Source organism: Amycolatopsis sacchari (assembly GCF_900114035.1).
In the GTDB taxonomy this organism is placed as follows: Bacteria; Actinomycetota; Actinomycetes; order Mycobacteriales; family Pseudonocardiaceae; genus Amycolatopsis_E; species Amycolatopsis_E sacchari.
In genome coordinates, this window is sequence record NZ_FORP01000039.1 from 38,831 (window position 1) to 46,227 (window position 7,397).

At 72.8% G+C, this 7,397-nt stretch carries 8 protein-coding genes; 6 read left to right on the forward strand and 2 right to left on the reverse strand.

Going from position 1 to position 7,397, the window contains the following annotated elements; genetic code table 11:
• Positions 1–53: 53 nt before the first annotated feature.
• Positions 54–734, forward strand: a complete 681-nt coding sequence (locus tag BMZ92_RS34720; RefSeq protein WP_091516610.1) for a helix-turn-helix transcriptional regulator — start codon at positions 54–56, stop codon at positions 732–734.
• Here the strand turns inward: BMZ92_RS34720 and BMZ92_RS34725 are convergent.
• Positions 723–1,487, reverse strand: a complete 765-nt coding sequence (locus BMZ92_RS34725; RefSeq protein ID WP_091516613.1) for an AsnC family protein — start codon at positions 1,485–1,487, stop codon at positions 723–725. The genes BMZ92_RS34720 and BMZ92_RS34725 overlap by 12 nt on opposite strands.
• Before the next feature lie 44 nt (positions 1,488–1,531).
• On the opposite strand from BMZ92_RS34725, the gene BMZ92_RS34730 reads away from it, so the two are divergent.
• From BMZ92_RS34730 to BMZ92_RS34740, 3 genes are read left to right on the forward strand one after another with little or no spacing between them, the layout of a single operon-like run.
• Positions 1,532–3,187, forward strand: a complete 1,656-nt coding sequence (locus tag BMZ92_RS34730) for a DUF885 domain-containing protein (protein WP_245783431.1) — start codon at positions 1,532–1,534, stop codon at positions 3,185–3,187.
• Positions 3,184–4,800, forward strand: a complete 1,617-nt coding sequence (locus BMZ92_RS34735) for a DUF885 domain-containing protein (RefSeq protein WP_091516615.1) — start codon at positions 3,184–3,186, stop codon at positions 4,798–4,800. The genes BMZ92_RS34730 and BMZ92_RS34735 overlap by 4 nt, the downstream gene beginning before the upstream one ends.
• Positions 4,801–4,845: 45 nt before the next feature.
• The gene (locus BMZ92_RS34740) at positions 4,846–5,886 is read left to right on the forward strand and encodes an LLM class F420-dependent oxidoreductase (RefSeq protein ID WP_091516617.1); all 1,041 of its coding nucleotides are present in this window, start codon (positions 4,846–4,848) and stop codon (positions 5,884–5,886) included.
• On the opposite strand, the gene BMZ92_RS34745 is transcribed toward BMZ92_RS34740, so the two are convergent.
• Complete coding sequence (locus BMZ92_RS34745; RefSeq protein ID WP_091516618.1) at positions 5,887–6,264, reverse strand: nitroreductase family deazaflavin-dependent oxidoreductase; 378 nt, start codon at positions 6,262–6,264, stop codon at positions 5,887–5,889.
• Positions 6,265–6,306: 42 nt separating this feature from the next.
• Here BMZ92_RS34745 and BMZ92_RS34750 point away from each other — a divergent pair, with 42 nt between their 5' ends.
• On the forward strand, positions 6,307–7,071 hold the full coding sequence (locus tag BMZ92_RS34750) for an Fpg/Nei family DNA glycosylase (RefSeq protein ID WP_091516643.1): 765 nt from the start codon (positions 6,307–6,309) through the stop codon (positions 7,069–7,071).
• A gap of 30 nt (positions 7,072–7,101) precedes the next feature.
• Positions 7,102–7,305, forward strand: coding sequence for a hypothetical protein (locus tag BMZ92_RS34755; RefSeq protein WP_091516621.1), 204 nt, complete (start codon positions 7,102–7,104; stop codon positions 7,303–7,305).
• Positions 7,306–7,397 lie beyond the last annotated feature (92 nt).

The window sequence follows — 7,397 nt, forward strand, 5'->3', positions numbered from 1 at the left end:
TTAGAACGCCTTCCCGGTTTTCGTCAACGACGGTGTGCTTTAGAGTCCAGGGGATGGACAAGCTCCCGGCCGCCCGCGCCGTCTCGGCCGTCGCCGCGCTCGACGAGCCGACCCGCCGGAAGCTCTACGAGCACGTCGTCCGGCAGCCGGAGCCGGTCGGCAGGGACGAGGTGGCGGAGGCGACCGGCCTGCCCCGCGCCACGGTCGCGTTCCACCTCGACCGGCTCGTGGCCGAACAGCTGCTCGAAGTCAGCTTCGAGCGCCGCACCGGGCGCAGGGGGCCCGGTGCGGGCCGGCCCGCCAAGCTCTACCGCCGCTCCCGCGACCAGGTGAGCGTGTCCCTGCCCGACCGCCAGTACGAACTCGCCGCCCTGCTGCTCGCGGACGCCGTCGCGGAGGCGGACGCCTCGGGCGCACCGCCTGGACCGGTCCTGCGGACGCGGGCGCGGGCGGCGGGCGAAGCGCTCGGCCGGGAGATCGCGGCCCGCGGTGAGGACGCCCTCCGCCGCGTGCTGGAGGAGCACGGCTACGAGCCGCGCCCGGAGCGGGGCGAGCTGGTGCTCGCCAACTGCCCCTTCCACAGCCTCGCCCAGCGCCACACCGAACTGATCTGCGGCATGAACCTCGGCTTCACGGAAGGACTTCTGGCCGGTCTGGGGGAGCCGCCCGAGCGCGCGTACCTCTGCCCGGCGCCGGACGCGTGCTGCGTCCGCCTGCGTGCTTCAGTCCAGTGACCAGGTGAGCGTGCGCTCGTCCGGCTCCGGCCGCGGGCTCCACCGCACGGCGGCGATGCGCGTCGACTCGGGGACGAGGTACACGGTGTGCCCGCCGACGGTCTCGCCGGGGCGCACGCCGATGCGGTGCGGCGGGCGCGAGGTCAGTGACACCGGCGCCTTCGGGACCGCCTTGCCTTCCGCGGTCACCAGTTCGAGGTAGTTGTCGGGCAGCGCGCCGAACGGCACGGCGCCCCGGTTGGTGACCTCGGTGTGCACGACGACCGCCCGCTCACCCGGTTCGAGCCGGTAACCCGCGGCGCCGAACAGGAAGTCCGCGGGGTCCTGCACCTCCAGCAGCCGCACGGTCAGCTGCTCGCCGTCCAGTCCCGTCGCGGCGAGCGCGTCACCGACGCGGCCCGCCTGCCGGACCGCGGCCTGCCGGTCGCCGCGGGCCCACGACGCCGTCTGCGGCGGACCCCACGTGCTCAGCACCGGATCGACCGGCGGCGGGGGAGGCGGCGGTGGCGGGGGTGCGGCGACCCGGCCGTACGGCGGCGGGGCCCACGTCCCGGCGAGCGCGGCCCGCAGCCCGTTCGGATCGCTCTCCACGCCGACCAGTAGGGGTAATCCGCTGCCGGACAGCGCGACCAGGCGGTACGCCACCTCGCGCGGGTCCATCCCGACCTTCGCCGCCAGCTCGTGCACCGCGATCTTGCCCACCTCGGCCAGCGCGGCGAGCAGGCGGGCGTCCACGGGATCGGTCACGGCCACGATCGGAAACGCTACCTCCTCCCTACCGGGCGTAGCCTGTGCCGGTGACCGAGGTGACCAAACTTGCCGACGAGTTCGTGGAAGCGCTGTTCGACGCCGAGCCGCTGTGGCCCGCCATGCTCGGCATCGAGTCCGACCGGGAGGGGATCGGCGACCTGAGCGAGGTCGCCGAGGCCCAGCAGCGCGGCCTGCTGCGGGACTTCGTCAGCCGCGCGCTGGCGCTGCAGCCGGAGACGGCCGAGGACCGCACCACCAGGGACGTGCTGGTCAGCCAGGCCCGCGGCTACCTCGACAAGATCAGCGCGCACACGGCCGAGTACACGGTCACCGACATGTTCGTCGCCCCCGCCGCCGGGCTGCTGACCCTGCTGCCGATGCTGGGCGTCGCCACCGAGGCGCAGGGTGAGCGGCACCTCGGCCGCCTCGCCGCGATCCCGGCGTACCTGGAGCAGGCGGCCGAGCGGCACCGCAGCGGTGTCGCCGCCGGGCGCGTGCCGGTGGCCCACCTCGTGCGGGCGGCGATCGCGCACCTCGACCGCTACCTCGCCGACCCGGCGAACGACCCGCTGCAGCGCCAGCCCGCACCGAGTGAGGACTTCGCGAAGCGCCGCGCCGAGCTGCTGGAGAACGTCGTGCGCCCGGGGTTCGCGCGGTACCGGGACGTGCTGGCCGACGAGATCGTCCAGCACGGGCGGCCCGCCGACAAGGGCGGCCTGTGCTGGCTGCCCGACGGCGAGCGCATGTACGCGGCGCTCGCCCGCGCCCACACCACCACCGAGCGTTCGCCCGACGACCTGCACGAGACCGGCCTGCGGATCATGGAGGAGCTCGCCGAGGAGTACGCCGAACTCGGTTCGCGCGTGTTCGGCACGACGGAGCTGCCGGAGATCTTCGAGCGGCTGCGCACCGACCCGGCGCTGCGCTGGAAGGACGAGGAGGAGCTGCTGACCTCCGCCCGCGAGGCGATCTCCCGTGCGGAAGAGGCGTCCCCGCGGTGGTTCGGCCGCATCCCGCCGCACCCGTGGGTCGTGCAGGCCGTGCCCGCGGCCGAGGCGCCCGGCGCGCCCACCGCGTTCTACCTGCAGCCCGCCGTCGACGGTTCGCGGCCCGGCACCTACTTCGCCAACACCTACGAGGTCACCGAGCGGTTCCGGCACACCTCGGAGGTCATCGCCTTCCACGAGGCCATCCCCGGGCACCACTTCCAGCTCTCCACCGCGCTGACGCTGACCGACCTGCCGCTGCTGCGCCGGATCGGCGACTTCAACGCCTACGCCGAGGGCTGGGGCCTCTACACCGAGCGGCTCGCCGACGAGATGGGGCTGTACTCCAGCGACCTCACGCGGCTGGGCATGCTCACGATGGATTCGATGCGCGCCGGCCGCCTCGTCGTGGACACGGGCCTGCACGCGAAGGGCTGGAGCCGCGAGCAGGGCGTGGCGTTCCTGCGCGAGCACACCCCGATGCCGCAGGTGGAGATCGACAACGAGGTGGACCGCTACCTGGCCTACCCCGGCCAGGCGCTGTCCTACATGGTGGGGCGCCTGGAGATCCTGCGCATCCGCGAGCAGGCGAAGCGGGCGCTGGGCGACCGGTTCGACATCCGCGCGTTCCACGACGTCGTGCTCGGCGGGGGCGCGTTGCCGATGTCCGTGCTGGACGCCGTCGTCGGCGCGTGGATCGAGGAGCAGGCGGCGTGAGCGAGGTCGAACGGCTCGCCGACGAGTTCGTCCAGACGTGGTTCGCCGAGGACCCCACCGCGCCCTCGATACTGGGCCTGCCAGGGGATCACGGGCGGCTGCCGGACTACAGCGCCGACAGTGACCAGCGGTTCCGGGCGCGCTACGCCGACATCGCGGCTGCGGCCGAGTCCGCGCAGGGCGATCCCGTGACGCGGGGTCTCGTCGTGCAGCAGGCGCGTGCGGCCGTGGACCGCATCGACGCCGCCGAGGTCGAGTTCTCCGTCAGCGACGGGTTGTCGGCGCCGGGGCTGCGGTTGCTGAACCTGCTGCCCGTGCTCACGGTGACGACGGACGAGCTGGCCGAGGGGTACGTGTCCCGGCTCGCCGCCATTCCGTCCTATTTGGACGCCGTGATCGAGCGGCAGCGGGACGCGGCGCTGCCCGGTTTCCTGGTGCGGGCGGGCGCGGAGGCGCTCGGCCGGTACCTCGACGCACCCGACGACGACCCGCTGCGCCTCTCCGGACACTCCTTTGTGGACAGCCAGGAGAAGCTGCTGGCCGACGTCGTCCGCCCGGCGTTCGCGCGCTACCGGGAGTTCCTGCTCGACGAGCTGGCGCCGCGGGCGCTGTCCGAGGACAAGGCGGGCCTGTGCTGGCAGCCGGACGGTGAGCAGCGGTACGCGCGGCTCGTCCGCTTCCACACCACCACGGACCACACCCCGCAGGAACTGCACGAGACCGGGTTGCGGCTCATCGACGCCCTCGCCGAGGAGTACCGGGAGCTGGGCTCGCGCGTGTTCGGCACCACCGAGCTGCCGGAGATCTTCGAGCGGCTGCGCACCGACCCGGAGTTGCGCTGGGGCAGCGGCGACGAGCTGCTGGAGGCGGCGCGCTCGGCGATCCGGCAGGCGGAAGCCGTGGCGCCGCAGTGGTTCCGCACCGTGCCGGAGCAGGAGTGCGAGGTGCGCCCGGTGCCGCCGGCGGAGGCCGACGGCGGCACCATCGCGTACTACATCGGGCCCGACTTCGCCCGCACGCGCCAGGGCGTCTACTACGCGAACACCTCGCACGCCGAGGAGCGGTTCCGCCACACCAGCGAGGCCATCGCGTTCCACGAAGCCGTGCCGGGGCACCACTTCCAGATCAGCGGTGCGATGAACCTGACCGGGGCGCCGCTGCTCGCCAAGATCGCCGAGATCAACTCCTACCTCGAGGGCTGGGGCCTCTACGCCGAGCGGCTCGCCGACGAGATGGGGCTGTACTCCAGCGACGTCTCGCGCTTCGGGATGCTCACCCAGGACTCGATGCGCGCCGGGCGGCTCGTCGTCGACACCGGGATGCACGCGCTGGGGTGGAGCAGGCAGCAGGCGGTGGACTACCTGCGTGAGCACACGCCGATGGCGCCGCTGGAGATCGAGCTGGAGATCGACCGCTACGCCGGGGTGCCCGGGCAGGCGCTGTCCTACATGGTCGGCAGGCTGGAGATCCAGCGCGTGCGGGCGGAAGCCGAGGCGGCGCTGGGGGAGCGGTTCGACATCCGCGACTTCCACGACGCGGTGCTCGGTTCCGGCATCCTCCCGCTGGCCGTGCTCGACACCGTGGTCCGGAACTGGGTCGCCTCCGTGCGGTAGGGTGGCCAGCAGCTAAGCGGGCGCTCAGTTCGGAAGGCGGCACAGATGCGGATCGGGACGCAGATCTCCTACGCCGGTGGCTTCGCGGAAAGCGTGGCCGACGTCGTCGAGCTGGAGAAGGCCGGGCTCGACCTGGTGTCGGTGCCGGAGGCGTACTCCTTCGACGCGGTGAGCCAGCTCGGCTACCTCGCCGCCCGCACCGAACGCGTCGAGCTGGCGTCGGGGATCCTGCAGATCTACACCCGCACGCCGACGCTGACCGCGATGACGGCCGCGGGGCTGGACTTCGTGTCGGGTGGCCGGTTCTCGCTCGGCATCGGCGCGTCCGGGCCGCAGGTGATCGAGGGTTTCCACGGCGTGCGGTACGACGCGCCGCTGGGGCGGACCCGCGAGATCGTGGACATCTGCCGCCAGGTGTGGCGGCGCGAGCGCGTCGTGCACGAGGGCAAGTACTACAAGATCCCGCTGCCCGCCGACGAGGGCACGGGGCTGGGCAAGCCGCTCAAGCTGATCAACCAGCCCGTGCGCGAGCGCATCCCGATCATCCTCGCCTCGCTGGGGCCGAAGAACGTGGCGATGACCGCGGAGATCGCCGAGGGCTGGGAGCCGATCTTCTTCCACCCGGAGAAGGCGGCCGACGTGTGGGGCGCCTCGCTGGCGGAGGGCAAGGCCAAGCGCGACCCGGCGCTGGGTGAGCTGGACGTGCAGGTCGGCGTGCCGGTCGCGATCGGTGACGACGTCAAGCACATGCTCGACTGGGTGCGGCCCGTGGTGGCGCTCTACGTCGGCGGGATGGGCGCGCGCGGCAAGAACTTCTACAACGAGCTGGCGTGCCGCTACGGGTACGAAGCCGAGGCGAAGAAGATCCAGGACCTCTACCTGGACGGCAAGAAGGACGAGGCCGCCGCGGCGATCCCGGCGGAGCTGCTGGAGGCGATCTCCCTCATCGGGCCCGCCGGGTACGTCAAGGAGCGCCTGGCCGCGTACGCCGAAGCCGGGGTGACCACGCTCCAGGCGCAGCTGCTGGAGCCGGGCCTTGAGCGGCGCGTGCAGGTGGTCGGCCAGCTGCGGGAGATGCTGAGCTGATCAGGCCCGGTCGAGGTACAGGAACTCCGTCATCCCCGTCAGGGCCAGGAAGAACCGCTGGGCGGCCGGTGCCACCGTGCGCCGTTCGTCGCGCACGACGCGGGGGTTGGTGAGTTTCACGACCCCGCCGCCGATCTCGAGTTCGCAGGTCCCCGCGGCGAGGACGTTGCGCACCCAGTCCGTGTCCGGGCCGTAGGTCAGCGGGATGGCGTAGCCCGTCGGCGTGGGGAAGACGCCGACCGGGGTGCGGTACTCGCGGCCGGACCGCCGGCCGCGGTGCACGACCCTGGCCAGCGGGCCGCCCCGGCCGGCGAGCGGGCCGAGCAGGCGGTTGGTCACGACGCGGTTGAAGCGGGCGAGGCCCTTCGGAAGCACCATCTGCCCAGTTTGCCCTTCGCGCCGGCGTGGAAGCCGGGCAGCGTGCCCGAACTACCCGATGTCGAAGGTTTCCGGCGCGTCCTCGCCGAACACGCCGGGAAGCGGATCGAAGACGTGGTGGTGCACGACGCCCAGGTGCTGCGGGGCGTGAGCGCGCAGCGGCTGCGCAAGTCGCTGACGGGGCAGCGGTTCGAGCCGCCGCGGCGGCTGGGGAAGTGGCTGATCGCGCCCGTCGGCGGGCGGGCGGAGACCCTGGTGCTGCACTTCGGCATGACCGGTTCGCTGTCGACCGGTCCGCCGCACCGGCACGACAGGGTGGTCTTCCGCATGGCCGGTGGCGAGCTCCGGTACCGGGACATGCGCAAGCTCCAGGGCCTGCGGCTGCTCGGCGAGTCCGGGCTCGAGGAGCTGCTGGCCGGTACCGGGCCGGACGCACTGGAGGTGCCGAAAGGACGGTTCCGCGAGCTGCTGCCCGCGCGGCGGCAGCTCAAGGCCGCGTTGACCGACCAGGCCGTGCTCAGCGGGCTGGGCAACCTGCTCGCTGACGAGATCCTGTGGCGCGCGAAGCTGAACCCGCGGACGCCGGCGGGGGAGTTGTCCCCGGCCGAAGTGGACCGGCTGCACGCGCGGATGCGGTCCACCCTGCGGACGGCGGTGCGGGCCGGGCGGGTGCCGCCGAGGGCGTCCTGGCTGACCGGGCACCGCGACGAGCCCTCCGGCGCGTGCCCCCGCTGCGGGACGGCGCTGCGCCACGGGCGGACCGGTGGGCGCGGGACGGTGTGGTGCCCGCGGTGCCAGCCGGGTTGACGTTTCGCGGAAATGCGGTAGGCCGGTGTCATGGCACAGGAACAGGGCAGGAAGCACCACATCGACCCGGATCCGCCGCTGACGCCGGAGTTCCCCCGGCTGCAGCACCCGGATCTGGAACCCGGCCAGACCGAGGACGTCCCGGCGAAACCGCCCAACAGCGGGGAGGTCCGGCAGCAGCCGGAGTCCGAGGACGTGCCCGCCGGGAACCCGACCCCCGAACCGCCGGACTAAGAGATCAGTTCAGAATGAGCTTGCGTAGGCAGATGATTGAGCAGGCCACGCTGAGGATGGCCTGGTGGACATCGGCTCGGCGTTCAGTGCGG